The sequence below is a fragment of the Pseudobutyrivibrio ruminis HUN009 genome (assembly GCF_000703005.1).
GTDB lineage: Bacteria > Bacillota > Clostridia > Lachnospirales > Lachnospiraceae > Pseudobutyrivibrio > Pseudobutyrivibrio ruminis_A.
In genome coordinates this window covers 185,379-205,916 of record NZ_JNLH01000001.1, presented here as the reverse complement: position 1 = coordinate 205,916, position 20,538 = coordinate 185,379, and the positions used below count along the sequence as shown (strand labels likewise).

Genomic DNA, 20,538 nt, shown 5'->3' with positions numbered 1-20,538 from the left:
TAATATAAAGCTAGAGGTTTTTTATATGAGTGATAGATTAATATTTCATATTGATGTTAATAGTGCTTTTGTTTCTTGGTCTGCGGTGGAGATGCTAAAAAATGGCGGGCCTGATTTGCGTGAAGTTCCATCAATAGTTGGTGGCGATCCAGATTCTAGAAGAAGCATTGTAGCGGCAAAATCAATTCCTGCAAAGAAATATGGAATTGTTACTGGGGAGCCTGTTTCCAGTGCTCTTAGAAAATGTCCTAATCTTGTAATTGCTGGCTCCAATTTTGATTGGTATGTAAAATGTTCCAGAGCCTTCAAAGCGATATGCCAGGAATATACACCTACGATGCAATCTTTTTCAATTGATGAAGTATTCTTGGATATGTCTGGTATGAATCTTATTTATCCAGATCCAATTGCTGCAGCTTATGAGATAAAGGATCGAATCTATAAAGAGCTTGGATTTACTGTTAATGTGGGTGTGGCTTCTAATAAATTATGTGCCAAAATGGCTAGCGACTTTGAGAAGCCAAATAAGGTGCACACCCTATTTCAAAATGAAATAGAAAGCAAAATGTGGCCTTTACCAGTGGAGGATTTATTTACATGCGGCAAATCTACATCAGCAAGGCTTAGAAGCTTAGGAATATTTACAATTGGTGAATTGGCGAAATATCCAGTAGAGCAATTGACAATGCTTCTTGGAGAACGTGGGGCTGTGCATTTTCATAATTACGCAAATGGTATAGATGATTCTCCAGTGCTTCAGGAGGCAGAGGATGCAAAGGGATATTCTGCAGAAACAACGGTTGAGGAAGATTTAGTAGATATAGAAAGTATCAACCGTCTGCTTTTGGCTCAGACGGATGTAGTCGCAGCACGTATGAGAGCCGATGAGGGAAAATGTAGATGCATAGGTGTCACATTTAGAAACCTTGATTTTGTAAATAAATCACATCAGAAAAAGCTTCAGGAAGCTACAGATGTAACAGATATTATTTTTGAAACTGCTAAGCAATTAATAAGAGAAAGCTGGCATGGTGAACCTCTTAGACTGTTGGGACTGTCTCTATCAGATATAGAAAGAGATGGATTTGAGCAGATGTCGTTATTTCAGGATGAGAATAAAGAGAAGAGAAAGGCATTGGACTCTACACTGGATTCCATAAGAGGAAAATATGGAAATAGTGCAGTGCAGCGAGCCAGCACCATTGATACTAGTAAAAATATCAACAGACGGAATCAATAACCACTATATTTGAGCAAAACTTGCTTATGATTGAATTGCCTACATATGCAAGATATTCATCATAATCTATATAGAAGATTTGTCCCCAGGATGAAACCTTTATCATTGTATTGTGGATTTGGGTATCGTTATGAATAATAGCTATCGCATTTACGTAGTGACTATTAGTGGATGCGGTAGCTTTATATGTATCATTTGTAGAATCATAGGAATAGAGCGTGATTCTGTGATTATATCGATACAATCCCCAGATAACAGGGATGTTGTTGCCGAGCATTTCTTCCATGGTAGAAAGCATATTTCTGTGCCCATGAATACCATTCCATTTTGCTTTCATTCGAATGAATCTCATGGAATTAATATATCTGCATATTTGAAATGGCAGAATGCCAATGGAAATTGTGCCGAAGAATTCCCTGGTAAACAACTTCGTAAATACGATAGTACTAGAAAAGGTGCGGCAAAGTTGGAGATAATCCTGCTTAGAAATAGAAGTGTTATTCGCAAGATAAAGGCCACAATCGATTGCTGAAATCATACCGCAACCTTGATTGCTAAGGCCTTTAAGGTCAGTATTACTAAGCCATGATTGATTAAAACCACAGCCGATTATTTTGCCATTATCATCTTTGATTTGAACATAGTCTTTGGCTAATTCCATTGCTTTCATATCTATGATTTTAGCATTATAAAAAAATATAAACAATTGTGTAAAAAGTGCTTGACTTATCCTTAGAATTCCTATAGAATAACCATTGTTGTTGAGGAAACAACAGCCTAGTTGGCTGAGATTTGTTTCAAAAATGCGCGAGTGGCTCAGTTGGTGGAGCACCACCTTGCCAAGGTGGGGGTCGCGGGTTCGAGTCCCGTCTCGCGCTCTCTCAGAAAGGCTCACAAATGTTGATTTTATCGCATTTGTGAGTTTTTTATTTTGCAAAACAAGGGGTACAACTGGGGTACATTCGTTGTTTTAGGGCTTATAGCCCTTATTTTTTTACTTATTTTGTCATTATCCAAACATCTCATTCCAACTATCAGTATCAATATCACCAAGTCGTGATACTCTCTTATAGTGGTCTGTTGTAGCTGGATCGGCATGACCTGCCATTCGCTGAATATCAGCTTGCTGCATTCCATTTGCATACATGTTAGTTACTGACCAGAATCTTATCTTGTGGCTAGACATGTAAGGCACATCTGCTCGTTCACATATCCTCATCAAATGATGATTGATAGTGTTTGATACAAGTGGTGCTGCCTTGTAAAGGAATACATACTCTCCAAAGGGATTAGCTCGCCTCTGAGTCTTAAGAACTTCAACAGCCTTATCAGATAAAGGTTGCATACGATTGCCTTCCTTTAGACCTGATTTAGTGTGATTTACACATTCAAAATACTCATGCCCGCTGGAATCCTTCCTTCTGACCATTTCCCTGTGGATATACATTGTTCTGTTTTCAAAATCCACATCTTCCCATTTAAGAGCTCTGATTTCACCAATACGTGTACACGAACAAAACATAAGGATGATAGCTCTTGCAAAAACATCATCTTCGAGCTCAGCCTGAGTGATTATCTTTTCACGCTCTTCATTGGAGTAGACTTTTAATTCATTGTTAACTTCCTTGCAGTGAATGTCTCTGGTGTTGACAGAACGAGCTGCATTGGCAGAAACATAATCATGGTCTACAGCAAAGTCAAAAACATGATTTAATATTGTTTTTGCATTGTTAAGAGTCTTTCTGGAGATTGCTCCATTTGCACAGATAGCCTTGTAATGACTCTTGATTGTTGAAACCTTTACATCACCGATATTCATTGATGCAAGGGCAGAACCATCATAGAATCTAATCCAATCACTTTTATATCTTTCATATGTGAGAATAGACCTATGCCCAAGAAGGGTATCCTGCTTGTATTCCTCAATCCATTGTTCAAAGACTTCTGCAATGGTAAGAATCTTAGTGCCGAAATAGTACTCATAGAGTGCTTCTAAAAGTTCAAAGCGAGTCTTTCTGGCAATCTGTGGATTCTTTGTTTTCCAACGTCCATCGGACAGCTGGCATAACTTGTTGTGATGCACATCTTTTAGTGCTTCTTCGTATTTACGTTCTAGTTTGCATTTCATATCGTTAATCAATGCAGGACTGTCGCCATTAATTGTATAGCTGTTAATCACAGTTCGCAATGATTGAATTTCGGCATCATACATAAGATTCTTGTCGCAACCTCCTTTCTTTCGTATTTTTTTGGCACACTAGGTACATCGTTAGGCACCAATAAGGCACGGTAGAAGAACTGCAATCCCTTTGTTTATCAGTATCTAGGCATATAGGCACCAATTTTCTAAGTTGATACAAAAAAATAAAACAAAAAAATGTATAGTGACTGAAAAGGCTGTGCCTATATGCCTATGAGCCTTTATCATTCTTAAATGGCACATCCTTAAGGGTATGCAGAGCACATATTCCTTTGTAGCCTCTTGATGTTTTGTTGCCTATAGTCGCATTTTTTAGATAGGTAATTCCTAATTTGTTAGCACGCTGCTTTATTTCTCTTGAAAATGAATTTTCTGAGCGTGGCTTTATAAGGTTATCTGCACACCACATGGTGTAGGCTTCATATAAATCTTTAGTGGTGGCTATTGCCTCTGGCGAAAATTCAACATAGCCTTCGGATTCAAAGAAATCCATTATACTGTCTTCATCAATCCTCATTTCGTTTTGATTTTGAATAGTTCTGTCGCTGATTGAAAAATGAAATCCATTATTTACCAGGCGTTTTAGTCCGTCTAGGCACCATAGAGCGATACCTTCTGTTTCCATGGCAAGCTTTTCTGATAAGTTTCTATCATCAGTTCGTCCTACAGGCTTATCTTTAACACGGATTGTTATTTGTCTTCGATAAAATCCATCTGATTTATCATAAAGAGAGCTGAGAGCACCATTGCCAAATACCATGATTCGTACATATAGATAACCCTGATAGCTTTGCTGACTTTTACGTTCCAAATCCATTTTGTCTTCCATTGTTACAATGGCTTTTAATGTTCCAGTATCAGATAGAGCTTCCATCTTCATATCATCGTCAATCATAAGAAGTTTTCCTTCTTGATCTGCAGGGCAGAACCTGTCGTAGGATAGTTTATTAATTCCACAGATGTTCATGTTGTCACCAAGAAGATTTCTGCATACAACACCAACTCTAGATTTTCCTTCACCACCACTTCCTATGAGCATCAGCATGGCCTGGGCTTTTGTTGTAGGAATAAATGTATATCCCATGAATTCCTGAAGTGTCTGTATATCTTCTGGATACAAAAGCTCATCTAAGAACTTTAACCATGTATCAGGTGATTTTGCATTTGGGTTATAGCTGATAGGCAACCTGTTAGAACAAAACTCTTTATCAGGTATAAAGCCACCTTCCAAAAAGAATGTGCCATTTTTGAAATGCACTCTATCAGTGTGTTTAGGAAGCTCATCACACATAGCTTCAAGTCGAAGAGCATCAATTATCTGATTTGCCTTTCGTACTAGCGCAGATTTAACATATGGTTTTAGTTCATCCACAATTTCTTTTTCAAGGCGTTCTTTTTTCATGACACCATCAATGTCATAGAAAAGACCACCAACATATTTAAGCGGATGCTTTGTTATAAACCAATTACAAAAGGCTACTTCATCTATTTTCTTGCCATCAAACCAATTGGCATCATCAGCGGCACTCTCCATGCATGCGGCTAAATCTTTTATCGTTTGCCTTACGTCTTGCGGTATGTTCATTAATTCGTCGCTCAATATCAATCACCTTCTTTCTATAGTCTTGTATTAAAAAAGCTCTGTCCGAAACCTCGCCGTAAAGTAAGATATCTAGCAGATACTCTACATGGCTGATTTCATTCAGAGCTTCGCAAAAATAAGGATGCCATTCTTCTGATTCATCCTTAGGCGCATATTCAATTTTCCATTCTTTTAATAGGTGCAAATAATCTGATAGAACCTTAAAACAGTAATCATTTGCTTCCTTGAAAATCTGCTCATCAGATTTCTTAGGCTTTATATTTTGTGGTGGGTGATGATAACTGCTGTCGTAAGATAGATTAAAATCATCACATATCTTGATGGCTGCATCTTTCAAACCTAACCCAAAGTATGCGGAAACAAAATCAATTGCATCACCCTTAGCTCCACAGGCAAAACAAAAATATCTTTTATCTATTTTCATGCTAGGGTGCTTGTCATTATGAAATGGGCAGAGGCACATATTGTTTCTATTGATATTTATTCCACAAAAGGCAGCTACATCCTTAGCGGATACAGCTGCCTTTGCAACATTAAATACATTCATTATAGTTCTACCTCGCTGATACTATGCTTGTGCTTTTTATCTGGCTTGTTATCGTTAACCTTAGTCTTATGCTGATTTAGTAATGCTATTATGCTTGGCTTAGCCTTATCGTTTATTTCTTTTACTAGTGCTTCTTTCTTTTCAGGAGAGGCTAGAGTTGCTTTAATTCTACTTACAATGTTTTGCTTTGCTTTCTTAATAAGGCTATCTAGTAAATCAAATTGAGCTATGGCAAACTGCTTCGATTTTTTTGGAGCTTTACATTTATCTGAGGAAATCCAATTTCTGAGTTTCTTAATCTGAGTCATTTCTTCAATATTAGATTTTTCTACAATTTCATCTACCAAAACAGTGCATGCTTTTTCGTATGCGATATCAGTAATGTTTTTTACCAGTGTCTCCTCATCAGCAATTTTGTTTTCAAGTTCAGATTGCTTTTCTTTAAGTTTGTCATTATCAAAAAGAAGCTTTCCATTTTCAATAATGAGAGCCTGGTTCTTTAGATTAATCTGGCTATTGATAAATTCGGCTTTTTCTAAATGTTTTCTTCCACCATAAATTGGAACTGCTTCTATTTCTAATCCATTCTTTCTACAACATTCCAAAAATATTTTTCTGCATGCTTCATCATAGCTAACCTTTCTATTGTTGAATTTGTCTCTAGGCTTTGTCTTATCGGGCAATTCAAATCCCATCATTTCTAAAGTCTTATCTTGCACTGGCATGTCAAAACCTTTCTCATTTGGAGAATGAAAAACATGCCTTTCATGAATGTGAGGAGTCTTTTCATCAACATGGAGTCCCCAAGTAAGAGTAGTAACATACTGACCATAACGGTTGTTAATTTCTTGAATAGTCTCAGAAACTATCTTTGCAAGAATTTCATAATCAATTGTTTCTTCCATATTTCCAATTTGATAAATTGTTTCCTCAGGACATCTTTGTCTGTTACTGACAATCTGTTCCATTTCTTTAACTCTGTTCTTGTGTCCAGCTTTAACATGTCTTTCATTTTGATCATCTAGCCAATCAGAAAAATGCAATCTGTAGTAATTGAGTTCCACTTCGTGGAAGTTCATCCAGTTCTTTCCTTTGTCTTTATGAGTGGTAAATCCTTGGAAGCAATTCCAATAAATATTGTAAGGAGTCATTTCAGGATTAATGTCTGGATTATTATCAAGGTCAAATTCTCTATCGTTATGTTTTGGATTAAAAACGCCATAAGAACCAGCCCTTCCATTGTGTCTTGTTGCTCGCATAAAATCTTCCTTTCTAAAAAAATAGTAGTGAATCGTTTGAGGCTTTTGCCCGAAGGACGTCTTCCTCAAAATTCAAGTTTCGACGGGCAATACCCAATACTACCTGTCGATGCTCAACAGGTTATTGGGCGGGGTGTCACCCTCGACCCGACAAAGGAGCGCTGCTCCCTTGACCCTCGTTGAAAATGCATGCATTCATTTTCAATTGCAAAGGCTTGCAGCCTCTGCACACTGCTCCAGAGCAAAGAAATAATGATTATCTTTACAGTGGATAATCATCATTTCTTAGTTCTGGATTTATTGAAAAATCAATTTTGCTTTTTCAATAAAAGAAAGGCAGCTATAAAACTTGCTGCCTTTCAAAACCCTCATACCACTCACTTATTAAAGGGGTACAATTGGGGTACATTCGTTGTTCGTGTCATCTCACCAAATGTTTTCCTGACAGGTAACCTCTGGGTTCTTTAGCCTCGTGGACTGTTTTGGACTGTGTCGTTTTCTTATTCTTGGCTCGCTCCGTTTTCACATTATCGCTTAGCTTTTCCGAAATCGTATTCATTTGGAATGCTCATTCAGTTTTTATGATGTGAGTATGACATTTTTTAAATGGGTTTCCCGTATATCCAGAATGTAGGAATTTTTGTGGATATCAAAAATATTCCATGATTCCGGATAGCCACCATTCTTTCTATAGATATTTAAAACTGTTATACTTTTTTTATAATTGATTGGAGGATTAGCTAAATGAAAACTAAGGTGACACTATCAGAAAGACTGCGAGATTTAAGAGCGGAAAGAAAACTAACTCAGGACGATGTTGCTTCAGCAACAGGAATCTCAAGTTCGTCAATTTCTACATATGAAAGTGATGATACACTTGGTATTCCTCATTTTAATTTGGTAAAGCTAGCAGACTTCTATGGTGTTTCTTTGGATTATCTTTTTGATAAATCGCCCATCAGAGAAAATGTAAATATAGAAATAGCTGAACTAGGTTTAGACTCCGAAACATTGGCTTTGCTGAAAAGTAATAAGTTGAATAATCGTTTGTTAGCTGAATTAATGAAGCACCCAGAGTTTAAAAATCTGTTAGCCGATATAGAGATATACGTAGATGGGAATGCTGGAATACTATTTCAGGCTTTATCAGCCTCTATTAATACTTATAGAGAAGAAATATTACATGATATGCCAAAGGAAAAGGATGATATTGTAAATAGAGTGCTTGAAGTAAGTAAATTCGAGGAAGATTTATATTTCCAGAACAGAATACAGTCCACATTGAAACCCATTTTAGATGATTTGCGCGAATTACATAAAAAGGATGCTGAGACTTCTACCGATGTGTCTTTCAGTAAAATGTTTAAAGAAAAATTGAAAGACATTAATTGCTATGATGAGGACTTGGCTAATACTTTTATTCTGACAACTTGTAAGATTCACGATATTCCTAGGTCAGCACTTACTAAGGAGCAGGAGGACGTGCTAAAAAGCATTATGCTGAAATCTAAGAAATATAAAAATGCTGTTCAAAGTAGAAAGAACTCTAAGAAAAAAAATCACAAATAGTTTTAGAATTAGTGATAGTATAGTTTTAGAAAACATTGATAAAGGAGGGGGTATTTTTGCGAATTACGTATTATTATCGCAATTATCCAGAAAGCAAACGAGCTACTGACTATTCAAGAGATTCTGAACGAGCAGGTACCTACTTGGCAATGTTTGGGGGAACTTTAAGTTTAGGAACTTTAGTTATACTTCTTGTAGTCTTTGCAGGAGAAAGTACATTTTCAGACAAACTTTTTGCTATTGGTAGTTTGCTTTTTATAATTTTGTATTGGTTCTGGGTTATATCAATACGTCCAACCATCATTGAGCATAATATAAGAAAGATACTTGAAGAAGAAAGAATTGTAAAAGAAAAAGCACTATTAGCAGAAAGTATTGATTCTTTTTGTGAAGATAAATATGAGGCTTACCTTTCAAAAATAAGTTTGAAAGGTACATTAATAAAATATAATGCATACACCTCACAAACATGGTTCGCCGATTTCAAATCATTTTTAAGAGGTATACCGTATGAAGATGCTGATGCATTCACATTGGTAATCAATTCAATAGATTTAGTTTCTGATAAAGAAGGACTAAATTGGCATATACACAGGCTTATAGAAATCTTTTCATATGATATTGCAGAGGAAAAGAAGCAAAAAAAGGCTATTAAGGAATTAAAATCAATAAAGAAAATGTTCAAATAATTTTTATATAGGGGTGGGCAAAATGTATTGTAGAAAATGCGGAAGAAAAATACTTGATGACAGTTCTTTCTGCTCTTTCTGTGGGGAGAAAATTTTAAGTATAGATGATAATGTGAATGTGCTAAATACAAATACTCGAAGCAATAATAATCTCTCAAATGAACATCAAATGGAAAATGAAAGTTGCAAAACAACAAATATTATAGATGCTAACAGCAGTAGTGATATCAATAGATTTAAATGTAGTGCATGTGGCAAAGATTGTAACCATGTTGAAGTTGTAGATGGTTTTGATTTTTGCGATGAATGTAAAAATAATTATACTTTACTTCTAGAAACACATTCTGTCATAGCGCAACATTATTTTAATAATATTCACAATGATAATATGCCGTCTAGCTTAAAGCAGAAATTATTACATCTTATGACATCAAGTAATAATAATCTTAATAATAATTCTGGAAGCGGCACAGTTTACTCTCACAATAATAATCCTGGAATAAACACTATTTATACTCAAAATAATATATCAAAAATACACATAAGGATAGCAATTGCAATGCTAATAGGAGTGGTGGTAATTTTCTGTATTGCAGGTATTTCCTCTAATAATGAAGTAAATGAAAAAGCAGCAGCTGACGAAGCATTTGATGCGGAATTAAATGAATATAGCGCATACAATGGCCAGATATTTGTAAAGCCAGGGTATGAAAGAGTATGCCCTTTAACAGTAAAAACATCTGGAACATATGACTATTATGTATATTTGGATTATATTGGAGCTCCAGATTATTCTACTACTAGTAGAGAAACTGATGGCACTTCAAATCATGAAAGTGATATGTCTTTTTATATCAAAGGTGGAGAAACCCTTGATATAGATATTCCAATAGGAAAATATGATTTTTATTATTGTAGTGGAGAAACATTTTACGGGCCAGAAGATAAATTTGGAAGTTCTAGTAGTTATTATAAGGCAGATACAGTGTTTACTTTCTATACTGATGATGAATACTATCAAGGTGCATCCGTGACTTTGTATACGGTAGCAAATGGAAACATGGACACAGATCCTATTGATGCAGCTGATTTCCCAAATTAATGCGCAAATATTTATATAAGGAGATGAATTATGGTATGTAATAACTGCGGAAGTACAATACCTGATGATAGTGTATTTTGCCAAAAGTGTGGAAACACTATCATAAAAAATGATGTAGGTAAAACAAATGCAATTGGAAGAAAAAATGTAATCATCACTTGTATATGTCTAGTGATAATTGCGTTGCTAGTGGGCCTTAACGTTTTTCAATTTATTGTTAACAAAGATAAACTAACTGAGTTTGAAACGCTAAAAGAAACAAATACTTCTTTAGAAGATGAGAATGATGAATTAAATTCTACGATTGCAAATCTGCAAGCAGAACTTGAAAAATGTGAAGCTGACGCTAGTAATTATGATGATTTAATAAATACAATAAAATATTCAACACTTGGGTATGCTTCTAATAATTTTCATACTGATGAAAGCATTATATTGGTAAACAAAAATGATAAAAACTATACATTTAACCTAACTGCATATTGGTCAGATGGAGGAAATGTTTCTATAGATTATGATTCATTCGGACCAGCAGCGTACGTCGATTTTGCTCAAAATTCTTGGAATGAATCTACAAAAATGATTGTTGAACCTATGCATTCTGGAATGACAGTGGTTACCTTTTCTAATGATGTTAATCGGCAAACTTTTGATGTAATAATTATTGTTGAATGATATTAATGAGGTTTCAAAATGAAAAAAACGATTGACATTATATATATTATTTATTTTTCTATTATGTCAGTGTATTACAGTGCAAGGATAATATTGTCGATTATTATTTTCAATAATAATGAAATTGATAGCTATACAGCATTTGTTTCTGTATTCACTTGCATTGTAATGCTTATATTAAATATTCTTCCAATAGTTATGATTTTGATTAATAGAAAATGGTCGTTTATAGTTTTGTTCATCGTGCTTGCGCAATTCATTCTTGGTGATGTGTATGCAATGATAAACCATAGCAGTATAATAACAGGTATTATTAATTTTATTATTTGCAGTATGGGATGCATTCTATACTATCATTATTATCGGGGATTAAGTAGCAAAGACAACAATTTGGCTATTAATCACAGCAATACTATTGTTCGTTACTGTCGAAAATGTGGAGCAGTGCTACCTAATGATAGTTATTTTTGTACACGATGTGGAGAAACCACAGATTTTAATGGAACTAATTAGGGGGAGGGGAATATATGTTGTATTTAATTTGTTTTTTGATTTTTCTAGGATGTCACATTTTGCGTGAGATTATGTTGTATACGTTTGGCATAGCACCAAGTGCAATCTTAGTTACATTCGGAGCATTTGCATTATGTGGCGCATATGCAAAATATTATCACTTAAATAAGCCTGAGAAAAAAATAATAAAGAATACAAAAGACTTTTATGATAATTATCGAATTGCTGGAGTTTCTCACGAGCAATTTGCAATCCTGGTTAAACAATATTCTGAAGTTCTTTCTATAAAAAATGATGATATTTTAAATAATGATAACCTTATTGATTTTGAAGATATTATACAAATTATAATGCAGTATAATCTAACAAATGAACTATTTGAAAAGCTAAAGGAGAATCATCAGAATTATTGTTCCGATGGCGATAGAGTTATCAAGTTAGTAACAGTTACCAGAAAAGTGTTGCAATTGCCTGATACTCCAAAAGGAGAAGCTAATAGTACAGCGTCCCAATCATTTACAGAAGCAATGCATAATGAACAGACTGTTTCTGATATTATTCATAATAAAGAAGCTGCTCCTGTTAAGGGGGAAATGCTTAAGGAAAATAATGAAGAAAAGCTTTTTTGCAGAAAGTGTGGGGCAAAACTTAGATTTGACAGTGTTTTCTGCGATAAATGTGGCACTAAAGTGATAAATCTTAATTAACGAAAAGATTCATAGTTTTTCATTAAATCCATATATTAAATTGTTGTGCCATCTAATTATAAGAAAAACGATTGAAACAATTTATCAATGATGATATATTATAGATAAAGAAAGCACCCACTCCAAAGTGGATGCTCACGAGTTGAAACTATTTAAATGCTCATTAAGAGCACAGCCTCTCCCGTTGGCCGACAGGAGAGGCATTTTTATTTGCGCTTACTATTTCTCTTGTCGAGAAAGTTTAGCAACGCGAGGAGAAAACTACAAGCCGTGAAAGGCAATACTAGGATACCTAGCATTATCATTATGATTTCGTAATCGCTCACTGGCGCCACCTCCCTTCCGTTAGTATCCAATTGTTCAGATACCATATAGGCTCGGGAGACTACCACCCTGTCATGGGTACTTTCAGTACGGTTAAACCGCATAAATAATCTAGCACGAATGTTCTGTTTTTACAATCGAACATGTTAAGTTTCTTGGTACTTTTATAAATACATTATTTACTCAAAATGATGACAAAAATGGATAGTAATAATATAAAGGGGTACAAAAAGGGTACAAATAAAAATGACAGTCCTGCAAACCTCCTTTTTACTAGTGTTTTCGAACACGCCCAATATTCGAGTCCCGTCTCGCGCTCTTTTAGTATAAAAAAATAGGATCATCCATTTATGGGTGATCCTATTTTTTTATACTAAATGAGTACTTTAATCGAGACGGGACGACCTATCTTGATTTCATGAGCTTGCGAAATGAAATCGAGATGTTTCCTTAATCCCGTCGAGCGCGTAGCCCATACGGGCCTCGAAGGTTCGAGGTCTCGCCTGCCGGCTCGGTCGGTGCTTCTGCTTCGCAGAGGTGTCCACCGGACACCCGCACCCCGTCTCGCGCAATTTGACGAGATGTTTCCCTACTTGATTCTATGGCTTAGTTCCTAACATTGTTGCATATGCAAGAATCCTTTTTACTATATTTCGCTCTTTATCTTTGCATTGACTAATTAGCTCGAATAATTCAGGATCAGATGCCTTATATATTGTATAAGATACTGGACTTGGGTCGTCGGTTTGATTGGTCAAATATTCAACCGATGTATGTAGAACATTTGCAATTACATTAATCGTTTGAATTGAAGGAGTTCTTTCTCCTGACTCGTATCTTAAATATGCTGGTTGCGAAAGCTGCATCCTTTTTGCAGCTTCCATTTTTGTAATTCCATTTTTTTCCCTACATTCAATTAATCTTTTTATATTTAGCTCGGCCATCAATAATCCTCCTGAATTTAACATTGATTATACCAATGGAATAATATACAATCAATATACCAATGGTATACAAGGAGGGACGATGAGCAAAACAAATAATAGTTATCATGGTGTCTTTTTAGAAAGTGATTGGCGGCATAGAGTATTGAGTGATGAGAAAATCAAGTTTTTTAGACTGATTACTGATAATTCAATACATGATAAAACATGTAAACTTATACAAAAATATCCTGATAGAGATATTATATGTTTGAATGAATACGATGAAAAGTTATCACAGTGTAAGGCTTGCGCCACCAAAGCATATCTTAGGATTGGAGCTACAGATCCTAAAAACTATAAAAGATATTGTACATTTTTTGATAATACATTTTTAAGCACTAAAGTTCTTAGAGATATATACGTTACTAATAGGATGACTACTTCTATATTTGAAAATACATTGACAATCAAATATAAAGAAGATACTTGGAGAATTATATCTCTTGATAATGATGGAAACGTTCAGCTTAGACATAACAATTATAAAAGACTTACAGATGGTACAAGACAATTTGTAGGGGGATACCATATACAAAATAATTATTGTAAACGAATTAAAATAAGACCGGCATTATCAGTTATAAAAACTTATGATTATAGGGTACACTCTACCAATGACAATATTCTACAAGCTGTTGACACGAATGATAAAATCGCACCAAAACATAGTCCAATAAGTAGAATCTTTACTTGGATTAAGAGCGTTAATAAACGGGTTAAAAGAGCATTGTTCTGATTTACATTCGACAATGAAATAGTCAGTATCGTATTTGCGGTACTGTTTTTTATCGTTACAATAGGAGGGAGCATATAATCATGTCAAAAAATTTATCGGAAGGATTTGAATTACTATTTCAAAAAGCAGGTGCTCTTGTAGAAAGTACAAGAAATGCAGTTGGTTCAGTCGCTAATATGCTGATTGTATATACAAACTATCAAATTGGAAAATATATTGTAGAAGAAGAACAAAATGGTGCTGACAGAGCGGCTTATGGCGCTAAGATAATTGATTCTCTTTCAGAATATTTAACAAATAACTATGGCCGTGGTTTTTCGAGAAGCAATGTGGCGAGTATGCGACAGTTCTACTTGGTATATAAAGAACGTGATTCTCAAATTGTCCAATCTGGAATTGGACAATTACCAGATTTGCAAAATAGTGGAATTGTCCAATCGCCGATTGGACAATTGACAATAAAGGGGAATTGGCCTTTTTTAGTGAGTTGGACTCACTATCAAATACTTATGCGTATAGAAAATGACGATGAACGTACTTTTTATGAGCAAGAAGCATATCGATCTGCTTGGAGTGTTAAGATGCTAAAACGTCAGTACAATTCGAGCTTATATGAGCGAATAGCTCTTAGCAGAGATAAAGAAGATGTGATGCGCTTAGCCAATGAAGGAAATGTTCCATATGAGCCTAAAGATATATTACATACGCCATATGTACTTGAATTTTCCGGTTTAGAAGATAAAGCTGCATATCATGAGAGTGATTTAGAAAATGCAATTTTGAGTAAAATGCAAGACTTTATGCTAGAAATGGGTAAAGGTTTCTTATTTGAAAAAAGACAACGCAGATTTGTATTTAATGAAAAGAATTACTACTTAGATTTAGTTTTGTACAACAGATATTTACAATGCTATGTCCTTATAGATTTTAAGATTGATGAGCTTACTCATCAGGATCTAGGCCAAATGCAGATGTATGTAAACTATTATGATAGGTATGAAAAAACTGAAAATGAGCGTCCAACAATAGGAATATTGATGTGTAAAGAAAGTGATCAAGAGCTTGTAGAATTAACTCTCCCAGAGAATAGTAATATTTACGCCCAAGAATACAAGCTATACTTGCCTGATAAGAAGTTGCTACAAGAGAAGTTGCGTGAATGGGTCGAGGAGGAAGAAAATAAGTAAGTGTAAGCAAGGAGAAAATTCCGTCTCGCGCTTAGGCCCATACGGGGTACAACTGGGGTACTTTAAGGCATGTCACAAATTGTGACGTACAAAATAAGTCAGCTTATATTGTACTTTCAATGCAAAACCTTTAATGTAATCGTAGGAGGTGGGAATGATGAGTATTGGAAGTCGAATCAAGCAAAGGCGCACAGAATTGAATATGAGCCAAGAAGTGCTTGCTGAAAAAATAGGCGTATCACGATCAGCTATTTCAAATTGGGAAATCGAAAGAAATTATCCAGATTTACAGGTAATAGTGTCGCTGTCAGATATATTAGAAATTCCGTTAGACACATTGTTAAAAGGGGATGCAGCAGTGGTAGAAAAAATTTCCACTGACACAGTACAAAGAAAATACCTTAGTAAAAAGCTCAAATTTGCATATATATTTATTGCTATATTAATCGTATTAATGGGATTTGCGCTGCATAAAACAAAGTGGATGGATATATCTTCTGCCAATCAAATAAAAACTTTTCAGTACGATGGGAAAAACTTTATTATTGCAACGGATTTGCCTTTTTACAGAAGTATGGGTGGGTGTGCCATAGATTATTCTAACAATGGGGAAATAATAAATCTAACTTTCAGGTCATATAGGGATTTGTCTATGACTAATGAAGAAGTGTTTATAACTAACGCATACCTATATCCTAATACTACTAAGGTCGCCGTAGTTTACAACAACGAGCCTCTAGTAATGTATAATATTGAGGATATAGACTTGAGTTCAAAATAAAAAATTAAGAGGTCATCCATTTGGATGGCCTCTTTTCGTTAACTATATGAACTTTGCAATATCTTCAATATTCTTGCGAGGTGGCTTCTTAGTAACAGATTCTGATCTGTAACCAACAGCAATGATGCTCATAACCTGCTCGTCCTCTGGAATGCCACAGAAATCAGCAACAACCTTTGCATCTCTTAAGCCCATGATAAGTGTGTCTACACCAAGCTCAACAGCCTTTGCGCAGAGCAACATGTCGTGCAAACCAAGATCATAAGCGCCCCAGCCATTTCCAACTTCGTTGTCGGCCTCTCCTGTAGCTTTGTTAAATCCAGAAACATTCTTTTGGAATGTAGTAACAACGTACGCTGTGGCATCTTTTGTGCTGTTCTGATTAAAATCAGGTAAAACAGTCTCTCTGAATTTGCTTACCTGCTCTGGAGTAGAAATGCAGTAGTATCGAGATGTCTGAGTGTTCTTCCAAGAAGGTGCAGCTGATGCAGCTGATACCATCTCGCGTAGGATTTCCTCAGAAACTTGCTTACCGTTGAATGATCTAACGCTCTGTCTAGCGTCAATAACCTGTTGGAATTCCATAATAATCCTCCTAGTTAAAGTGTCTTTAATTGATATCTGGTTGCAATCAATTGAATTGTATCACAACCACTCTGGAAATCAATGTATTTGGTGCTAATGAAGAGAAATACTAGCAGTATTTCCGTTAATATCTTCTAATTCAATTGATTTTACAGTGCTAGGCTCTATTATGTTATTGAATTCCAAAGAAAAAATAGCGGTGTTATTATCTCCATCAATGCTATTTAGATTATCGTATTCCCTGCAATCAATTACTGTACCGTCATCTAAGGTTAAACTTGTAATATAAGGTACGCGAGGTTTATCCATTGGAGTAGCAAACCAGCTATCTTTTACATCGTCAGTTATAGTGTAGCGAATCTCCGCAGAAATAGGACTGATTTTAAATGAAGTAGCCTCACAATTAAACTCAGGGATAAAGTTGTTTAAATTAATTACAAGAGCATTACTTACTTCTGGAATAGGCAAATCAAATACCCAGGTACCACCCAAACTATTTTCTGAGAAATCACTATTCACAATAGAAAAATCGCTTAATTCTAAGTGTATGGTTTTGCCGGTTAGGGACATTTCAGAATCAATTGAATCTGTTCCATCGATATTAAAGATAAACTCATCATCTCTGATTCCCATGCCGTACCCAAAGCTGTCCCCTTCGTAGCCTTGTATATAAATATCATCTACGTTGATGTCTGGCTCACAGCCTTCGTTTATCTCAACGCCTGAGTATTGCAATGTAAGATTAATCTTATTATCATCGGCAACAATTGCTACTGGAGTAAGCGTGATTCCATTGTCAGTGATGGCATATTTTGAATAATCGTCTTCTTCAGAAAATACTATTGCCTGTCCTTGTTCTGTAAGAGTTTGTTGCTGTTCGTCGGTAGCATTAAAATAGCTGCTGAGTCCATGCCCCCAGAAATGACGTATTGCCGCCGTAGCAGTGATGGTAGTTATGAGTATTAAGCATATGCAAGCTGCCACTGACAACCGTTTATTAAATTTTACAATCTTTTTACTGGACTGATATCTTGCACACTGAGTAATTAAAATGTCATCTACGCCGTTAAATGCTAAAAATAAATTTTCTTTTTTCATGATGCCAAATATCCCTCCTTTACCAAACGTGTTCTGAGCTTTGCTCTCAATCTGCTAAGCATTACTGATACATTGTTCTTTGATATACCATATTTTTTTGATATGGTAGTAATATCATCGGCATAAAAGTATCTACTAAGGAAGATAAACGCTTCCCTTTCAGGAAGGGATCTGACATAATCTGCTATTATATTTTCAAGTTCCTGTCCTAAAATGGATTGCTCTACGCCATTTGAAGCTGGAATACATTCTTCTAGTTCATCAAGAATCTCATGCATGGTACCATTTCCACGCTTTTTGCTACGACTTGCTCTGTATTTATCAAAAGCAAGTTCTCTAGCAATTTTAGCTAAAAAAGCTTTGAAGACTTTGGGCCTTGTAGGTGGGATTTTATCCCAAGTTTTTAAATAGGTATCATTTAAACATTCTTCAACATCTAAATCATCATTAAGAATATTGTTTGCGATTGATTCAAGGTAATTGCCATATTTGACGTCTGTCTCTTCAATGGCTCGTTCGTTACGTTTGAAATAAAGCTCGATTATTTCCTCGTCTTTCATGTGCGTCCCCCTTTTTATTCATTTGTAAGCGCCTTACACTTATATAGCCGTAAAAAAGATGAGATTATTACAGTTTAATAAAAAAGAAAGACTAAAGAGAAATAAAAGCAGCCAGGCTACCTCTATTTGCACCCATGATTCGATGGGAATAAAAAAGCTTAGGATTGCAGCGTGTGCAGTAATTTGTGGTTTCGATGTGGTCTTCAGGAATGCCTGCCTCAAGGAAAACGAGGCGGCAAGCAACCCACAAATCTAGCATGTATTTATCTTTATCATCTGGATTAAAAGTAGATTGGCGGAGTAATTCGGACTTATGCTTCTCACCAAAAGCTTTTATAAATTCATTGGCAACATCTGCACTAACTTCATAGCAATCTTTGCAAATACTTGGTGCGATTCCGCATAGGATATCGCTTCTATTACAGCCAAATTCGGCACACATTTTTTCGATGGTGACCTTGCCAATTTTACCAACTGTTCCACGCCATCCTGAGTGAGAAAGTGCAACCACTTCTTTTACAGGATCGTAGAAAAACAAAGGAACACAGTCAGCATAGAATGTCACAAGTGGCATATCCTTTACATTTGTAATGAGTCCGTCTACATCATCGTAAGGGAGTGGTTTGGTAAGTCCATTTCCCGCATCCTTTTCATCTACTACAATCACATTGGTGGTATGAGTCTGCTTTGACAGGCACATACGGTCAAAATTCATATCTAACGCATTTGCGATACGATGATAGTTTTCACGTACGTTTTCATCGGAATCGCCTCGATTAAATCCTAAATTCAATGAGTCAAATACACCTTCGCTTACACCGCCGATGCGAGTGGAAAAACCATGCTTAACACCGGCTTTCTTGAAAGAGTCGAATGTAAGAAAAGAAACACCATTTTTATTTTCTAAGTTCATATTTAAACCGCCTTAATTATATTTCTGATAGAGCATTGGTGAGCCAATTAACGTATTCTGTTTCGCGAGAAATTGCATGTTCCAAAATTAGATAATGGCCATACTGGGACTCCTTTGATTTTTTATCAGAGAAGAGTAATTCGTACCGTTCATTTAGATGCGCCAATTTAGCTTTATGAAGATGCAATTGTTCGTTTAGCAACTCTGCAAGCCTAGGTTCGTTTTTGTTCTTAATGAAGTAAAGCTTTAGAACAAACTCGTCTTTGTTTACAGAAAGATGATCTTCATATGAATATTGCCATTCGTGGAGTTTCTCTTGGCCTTTTTCTGTAATCGAATAATAAGTTTTTTCTATTTTGTTCCCAAAATATCCAGTCTCCGATTTGATATCTTCATTGGATACTAATCGTTTTAATTCCAGATAAATCTGACTATGTTTAACTGACCAGAATTCACCGATTTCTGTCTCAAATTCTTTCATAAGGTCATAGCCTGTCTTTGGTTTATCTTCAATAAGACCAAGTAATATGTATGGTAATAAATTTTTCTGAGCCATATCTAACCTCTTAACTGTTGACAAATTATAAACATGAGTATAACATAATCACTGCAACAAATACATGTTAATAATTACATGTATGTAATTAAATGATTCTCCCTCATTTTCGACTGCATGTATTTGCTGCAAAATTAAAAAAAGAAGAGGAATTATAATGACAAAGAAAGTATTTAAAGAACTATCAGATTTCATAGGCACTCATTTCATCTATACTTATGATAATGGATGGGAATATGAGTGGTATTGTAAAAATGACCACACATGTTGCTACAGAATTCATGGCGGAATGGTTAAAGGACGTTGGGTTACTGATCAGGAGATTAATCTTTTTAAGATTGCTGATGGCATTTATAAAGTAACTTGGACAGAGCCTACTGGTACTGATGTTGCTCTTGATTTTATGCCAAATGAAGGAAAGATTAATGGAGTTATTTTCTTCCCTAAGTGGGTTCATGAGCATCCAGAAATTACTGTATGCTACCAGAACAAGCACATTGATAGAATGATAGAAGCTCGTGAGAAGTACGATACATATCCAAAGTATGTTGTACCTGAATTCGCTACTATCACATACATTGGAGAAGCTGGAGCCGACAATGACGATGTAATTAATGAGACACCATATGAAGGCATGTGCGATGATATTAGAAATGGTAAATTCTATGATGAGAACTACCACCATGTTTCTCGTAAAGCAGAATAGCA

The 20,538-nt window shown here is 35.4% G+C and carries 22 protein-coding genes and 1 tRNA gene; 12 read left to right on the top strand and 11 right to left on the bottom strand.

Annotated elements, in window-relative coordinates; genetic code table 11:
- The first annotated feature begins 25 nt into the window (after positions 1-25).
- Positions 26-1,240, top strand: a complete 1,215-nt coding sequence (locus BO15_RS0100950) for a DNA polymerase Y family protein (RefSeq protein WP_033151651.1) — start codon at positions 26-28, stop codon at positions 1,238-1,240.
- On the opposite strand, the gene BO15_RS13445 is transcribed toward BO15_RS0100950, so the two are convergent.
- Positions 1,221-1,910: a hypothetical protein gene (locus tag BO15_RS13445; RefSeq protein WP_167541196.1), complete on the bottom strand. Its 690-nt coding sequence runs from the start codon at positions 1,908-1,910 to the stop codon at positions 1,221-1,223. The two genes, BO15_RS0100950 and BO15_RS13445, sit on opposite strands and share 20 nt — an antisense overlap.
- Positions 1,911-2,045: 135 nt before the next feature.
- Here BO15_RS13445 and BO15_RS0100940 point away from each other — a divergent pair.
- Positions 2,046-2,118: transfer RNA gene (locus BO15_RS0100940), tRNA-Gly, on the top strand.
- 131 nt (positions 2,119-2,249) lie between these two features.
- Here BO15_RS0100940 and BO15_RS0100935 read toward each other — a convergent pair.
- The 4 genes from BO15_RS0100935 to BO15_RS0100920 form a co-directional block, all read right to left on the bottom strand.
- A complete protein-coding gene (locus BO15_RS0100935) occupies positions 2,250-3,368 on the bottom strand; it encodes a tyrosine-type recombinase/integrase (protein ID WP_207641071.1) in 1,119 nt (372 codons plus the stop codon).
- A gap of 283 nt (positions 3,369-3,651) precedes the next feature.
- Positions 3,652-5,025 (bottom strand): DNA primase family protein, encoded by a 1,374-nt coding sequence (locus tag BO15_RS0100930; protein WP_242843739.1) that lies wholly within the window; start codon positions 5,023-5,025, stop codon positions 3,652-3,654.
- Entirely contained in the window at positions 4,958-5,590 is a 633-nt protein-coding gene (locus BO15_RS0100925; protein ID WP_033151647.1) for a CHC2 zinc finger domain-containing protein, read from the bottom strand. The genes BO15_RS0100930 and BO15_RS0100925 overlap by 68 nt, the downstream gene beginning before the upstream one ends.
- The gene (locus tag BO15_RS0100920) at positions 5,590-6,849 is read right to left on the bottom strand and encodes a plasmid recombination protein (protein WP_033151646.1); all 1,260 of its coding nucleotides are present in this window, start codon (positions 6,847-6,849) and stop codon (positions 5,590-5,592) included. The genes BO15_RS0100925 and BO15_RS0100920 overlap by 1 nt, the downstream gene beginning before the upstream one ends.
- Positions 6,850-7,593: 744 nt before the next feature.
- On the opposite strand from BO15_RS0100920, the gene BO15_RS0100910 reads away from it, so the two are divergent.
- Genes BO15_RS0100910 through BO15_RS0100885 form a run of 6 tightly spaced genes read left to right on the top strand, consistent with a single transcriptional unit; the run spans position 7,594 to position 12,104 of the window.
- The gene (locus BO15_RS0100910; RefSeq protein ID WP_052169694.1) at positions 7,594-8,418 is read left to right on the top strand and encodes a helix-turn-helix domain-containing protein; all 825 of its coding nucleotides are present in this window, start codon (positions 7,594-7,596) and stop codon (positions 8,416-8,418) included.
- A gap of 56 nt (positions 8,419-8,474) precedes the next feature.
- Positions 8,475-9,107 carry a hypothetical protein gene (locus BO15_RS0100905; RefSeq protein WP_033151644.1) on the top strand — a complete coding sequence of 211 codons (633 nt, stop codon included), beginning with the start codon at positions 8,475-8,477 and terminating at the stop codon, positions 9,105-9,107.
- Between the two features lie 22 nt (positions 9,108-9,129).
- Positions 9,130-10,209 (top strand): zinc ribbon domain-containing protein, encoded by a 1,080-nt coding sequence (locus tag BO15_RS0100900; RefSeq protein WP_033151643.1) that lies wholly within the window; start codon positions 9,130-9,132, stop codon positions 10,207-10,209.
- 30 nt (positions 10,210-10,239) lie between these two features.
- The gene (locus tag BO15_RS0100895; protein ID WP_033151642.1) at positions 10,240-10,884 is read left to right on the top strand and encodes a zinc-ribbon domain-containing protein; all 645 of its coding nucleotides are present in this window, start codon (positions 10,240-10,242) and stop codon (positions 10,882-10,884) included.
- Positions 10,885-10,902: 18 nt separating this feature from the next.
- Complete coding sequence (locus BO15_RS0100890; protein ID WP_033151641.1) at positions 10,903-11,397, top strand: zinc ribbon domain-containing protein; 495 nt, start codon at positions 10,903-10,905, stop codon at positions 11,395-11,397.
- A 14-nt stretch (positions 11,398-11,411) separates the two neighbouring features.
- Complete coding sequence (locus tag BO15_RS0100885) at positions 11,412-12,104, top strand: zinc ribbon domain-containing protein (protein WP_033151640.1); 693 nt, start codon at positions 11,412-11,414, stop codon at positions 12,102-12,104.
- Positions 12,105-13,027: 923 nt separating this feature from the next.
- Here the strand turns inward: BO15_RS0100885 and BO15_RS0100880 are convergent.
- Positions 13,028-13,372 carry a helix-turn-helix domain-containing protein gene (locus BO15_RS0100880; RefSeq protein WP_033151639.1) on the bottom strand — a complete coding sequence of 115 codons (345 nt, stop codon included), beginning with the start codon at positions 13,370-13,372 and terminating at the stop codon, positions 13,028-13,030.
- Positions 13,373-13,454: 82 nt separating this feature from the next.
- Here BO15_RS0100880 and BO15_RS0100875 point away from each other — a divergent pair, with 82 nt between their 5' ends.
- The 3 genes from BO15_RS0100875 (at position 13,455) to BO15_RS12950 (ending at position 16,118) form a co-directional block, all read left to right on the top strand.
- Positions 13,455-14,150, top strand: coding sequence for a hypothetical protein (locus BO15_RS0100875; protein ID WP_033151638.1), 696 nt, complete (start codon positions 13,455-13,457; stop codon positions 14,148-14,150).
- Between the two features lie 80 nt (positions 14,151-14,230).
- Complete coding sequence (locus tag BO15_RS0100870) at positions 14,231-15,337, top strand: PDDEXK nuclease domain-containing protein (RefSeq protein ID WP_033151637.1); 1,107 nt, start codon at positions 14,231-14,233, stop codon at positions 15,335-15,337.
- 154 nt (positions 15,338-15,491) lie between these two features.
- A complete protein-coding gene (locus BO15_RS12950; RefSeq protein WP_052169693.1) occupies positions 15,492-16,118 on the top strand; it encodes a helix-turn-helix domain-containing protein in 627 nt (208 codons plus the stop codon).
- A gap of 42 nt (positions 16,119-16,160) precedes the next feature.
- Here the strand turns inward: BO15_RS12950 and BO15_RS0100860 are convergent, their stop codons facing one another.
- The 5 genes from BO15_RS0100860 to BO15_RS0100840 form a co-directional block, all read right to left on the bottom strand.
- Complete coding sequence (locus BO15_RS0100860) at positions 16,161-16,703, bottom strand: nitroreductase family protein (protein WP_033151636.1); 543 nt, start codon at positions 16,701-16,703, stop codon at positions 16,161-16,163.
- Between the two features lie 93 nt (positions 16,704-16,796).
- The gene (locus tag BO15_RS0100855) at positions 16,797-17,801 is read right to left on the bottom strand and encodes a DUF4179 domain-containing protein (protein WP_033151635.1); all 1,005 of its coding nucleotides are present in this window, start codon (positions 17,799-17,801) and stop codon (positions 16,797-16,799) included.
- Positions 17,798-18,361 carry an RNA polymerase sigma factor gene (locus BO15_RS0100850; protein ID WP_033151633.1) on the bottom strand — a complete coding sequence of 188 codons (564 nt, stop codon included), beginning with the start codon at positions 18,359-18,361 and terminating at the stop codon, positions 17,798-17,800. Before BO15_RS0100850 ends, BO15_RS0100855 begins: the two co-directional genes overlap by 4 nt.
- A 91-nt stretch (positions 18,362-18,452) precedes the next feature.
- The gene (pgeF, locus tag BO15_RS0100845; RefSeq protein ID WP_033151632.1) at positions 18,453-19,274 is read right to left on the bottom strand and encodes a peptidoglycan editing factor PgeF; all 822 of its coding nucleotides are present in this window, start codon (positions 19,272-19,274) and stop codon (positions 18,453-18,455) included.
- 16 nt (positions 19,275-19,290) lie between these two features.
- The gene (locus BO15_RS0100840; RefSeq protein ID WP_033151631.1) at positions 19,291-19,830 is read right to left on the bottom strand and encodes a PadR family transcriptional regulator; all 540 of its coding nucleotides are present in this window, start codon (positions 19,828-19,830) and stop codon (positions 19,291-19,293) included.
- A 157-nt stretch (positions 19,831-19,987) separates the two neighbouring features.
- Here BO15_RS0100840 and BO15_RS0100835 point away from each other — a divergent pair, with 157 nt between their 5' ends.
- A complete protein-coding gene (locus BO15_RS0100835; protein ID WP_033151630.1) occupies positions 19,988-20,536 on the top strand; it encodes a phenolic acid decarboxylase in 549 nt (182 codons plus the stop codon).
- Positions 20,537-20,538: the final 2 nt, after the last annotated feature.

Coding starts and splice junctions, on each gene's coding strand:
- BO15_RS13445 (WP_167541196.1), bottom strand. CDS start 1,910: ATGAAAGCAATGGAATTAGCCAAAGACTATGTTCAAATCAAAGATGAT.
- BO15_RS0100950 (WP_033151651.1), top strand. CDS start 26: ATGAGTGATAGATTAATATTTCATATTGATGTTAATAGTGCTTTTGTT.
- BO15_RS0100840 (WP_033151631.1), bottom strand. CDS start 19,830: ATGGCTCAGAAAAATTTATTACCATACATATTACTTGGTCTTATTGAA.
- BO15_RS0100900 (WP_033151643.1), top strand. CDS start 9,130: ATGTATTGTAGAAAATGCGGAAGAAAAATACTTGATGACAGTTCTTTC.
- BO15_RS0100880 (WP_033151639.1), bottom strand. CDS start 13,372: ATGGCCGAGCTAAATATAAAAAGATTAATTGAATGTAGGGAAAAAAAT.
- BO15_RS0100925 (WP_033151647.1), bottom strand. CDS start 5,590: ATGAATGTATTTAATGTTGCAAAGGCAGCTGTATCCGCTAAGGATGTA.
- BO15_RS0100920 (WP_033151646.1), bottom strand. CDS start 6,849: ATGCGAGCAACAAGACACAATGGAAGGGCTGGTTCTTATGGCGTTTTT.
- BO15_RS0100850 (WP_033151633.1), bottom strand. CDS start 18,361: ATGAAAGACGAGGAAATAATCGAGCTTTATTTCAAACGTAACGAACGA.
- BO15_RS0100855 (WP_033151635.1), bottom strand. CDS start 17,801: ATGAAAAAAGAAAATTTATTTTTAGCATTTAACGGCGTAGATGACATT.
- BO15_RS0100895 (WP_033151642.1), top strand. CDS start 10,240: ATGGTATGTAATAACTGCGGAAGTACAATACCTGATGATAGTGTATTT.
- BO15_RS0100875 (WP_033151638.1), top strand. CDS start 13,455: ATGAGCAAAACAAATAATAGTTATCATGGTGTCTTTTTAGAAAGTGAT.
- BO15_RS0100835 (WP_033151630.1), top strand. CDS start 19,988: ATGACAAAGAAAGTATTTAAAGAACTATCAGATTTCATAGGCACTCAT.
- pgeF (WP_033151632.1), bottom strand. CDS start 19,274: ATGAACTTAGAAAATAAAAATGGTGTTTCTTTTCTTACATTCGACTCT.
- BO15_RS0100890 (WP_033151641.1), top strand. CDS start 10,903: ATGAAAAAAACGATTGACATTATATATATTATTTATTTTTCTATTATG.
- BO15_RS0100870 (WP_033151637.1), top strand. CDS start 14,231: ATGTCAAAAAATTTATCGGAAGGATTTGAATTACTATTTCAAAAAGCA.
- BO15_RS0100860 (WP_033151636.1), bottom strand. CDS start 16,703: ATGGAATTCCAACAGGTTATTGACGCTAGACAGAGCGTTAGATCATTC.
- BO15_RS0100930 (WP_242843739.1), bottom strand. CDS start 5,025: ATGAACATACCGCAAGACGTAAGGCAAACGATAAAAGATTTAGCCGCA.
- BO15_RS12950 (WP_052169693.1), top strand. CDS start 15,492: ATGATGAGTATTGGAAGTCGAATCAAGCAAAGGCGCACAGAATTGAAT.
- BO15_RS0100910 (WP_052169694.1), top strand. CDS start 7,594: ATGAAAACTAAGGTGACACTATCAGAAAGACTGCGAGATTTAAGAGCG.
- BO15_RS0100935 (WP_207641071.1), bottom strand. CDS start 3,368: ATGAAATGCAAACTAGAACGTAAATACGAAGAAGCACTAAAAGATGTG.
- BO15_RS0100885 (WP_033151640.1), top strand. CDS start 11,412: ATGTTGTATTTAATTTGTTTTTTGATTTTTCTAGGATGTCACATTTTG.